Annotated in this window: 2 protein-coding genes; both read right to left on the bottom strand. The window is 35.8% G+C overall.

Annotation, left to right across the window (positions count from 1 at the left end):
- Positions 1 to 249: 249 nt before the first annotated feature.
- Positions 250 to 1047, bottom strand: coding sequence for a DUF4097 family beta strand repeat-containing protein (locus B371_RS0100360; protein WP_019412378.1), 798 nt, complete (start codon positions 1045 to 1047; stop codon positions 250 to 252).
- A 16-nt stretch (positions 1048 to 1063) separates the two neighbouring features.
- Positions 1064 to 1202, bottom strand: a 139-nt coding sequence (locus B371_RS22610) for an EcsC family protein (protein WP_192811883.1), incomplete at its 5' end; no start/stop codon positions are given.

Below are 1202 nucleotides of genomic sequence, written 5' to 3' on the forward strand. Positions count from 1 at the left end.
ACTCAGTTACAAGAATTTATGAAAAGAAATACAAATTTATGAGCTTTTAATTTATCTAATTTTAAAAATGTCGTTTTGTACAAGTGTACAATACGACTGATATGAAGCGTTCATAGTTAGTCCAACAAATGAGGTTCTTGTAGCGAATACCAGATTCACCTGCTTTGAAGAGAAATACTTCTATAGGAGAGTGCAGTTTAAACCCCTAGTAAACAAGAATTCCCTACTATTCACTAAAAAATGATTAACTCATTTCGTTATAGTTATTCGGCCATTGTCTGTTCGTAGGTTAATCAAATATTCCCCTTTACCGTAAATTGCACGGGTGTTGTCGACGCCAAAAATGGTGACTTTGCCGTTATCTATTTTCGTCTCAATTGTCGCATTGGTTGGTTCAGTATCAGTTATGATCTCAATACTACCGTTGTCTGTTTCTAAATCAATGGGTTGGTCTAAGTTCTTTGTGGTCATGGAAATTCTTCCATTGTCCGAACTCCCTTTAATTATACCTTCTACATGCTCCAAAATAATTCTTCCATTATCGGTTTCAACAAGAACGTTTTCTGTTTCTATGTTTCTTAATTGGATCTGTCCATTATCCGTCTCCAACATAACCATTTCCGCTTTTATACTTTCTGCAGAGATGCGCCCATTGTCACTTTGTACTTGGATGCTTTCATAGTGTTTCTCTGGAAGGAAAATTGTTAACTGCAAGTCTTTCGACTGAAATCCAAACAAAAAGAAGAATCGACGTTTCTCACTTAATTCAACGCTAAGTGTTTCTCCTTTAACGTTTACTTTAAATGTGAATTTCGCCTTCTTACTCGCTCCAGAATATTCCACAGTTGCTTCGGAATCTTTAGTTGGTACAATTTCCACTGTGGCATTGTTTGTCAGAACTTCTATGCTCGTAAATGCAGCATCTTCAATTACTCTATTAGTTTCCTTGTTGTCAGAATTATTACTGACGGTAATCAGTAGAACACCTCCTGCTACCACTAACAAAAGTGATACCAAGAATATCAACTTGTTTTTAAACATCACCATTTCCAGCCCCTTTTTATTATGTATTTAATAATCGCACTCGGTATGAATTCATTGCAGTTTCTCCAAGTTGATCGAGAAGATTATAATTGACAAACGCTCCAACAACTGCTCCAATGCCAGGTATAAGTTGGAACATTTTCACTAAATCAATGTAA

This window comes from Paenisporosarcina sp. TG20 (assembly GCF_000286315.1).
Classification (GTDB): Bacteria; Bacillota; Bacilli; order Bacillales_A; family Planococcaceae; genus Paenisporosarcina.

Coding starts and splice junctions, on each gene's coding strand:
- B371_RS0100360 (WP_019412378.1), bottom strand. CDS start 1,047: ATGGTGATGTTTAAAAACAAGTTGATATTCTTGGTATCACTTTTGTTA.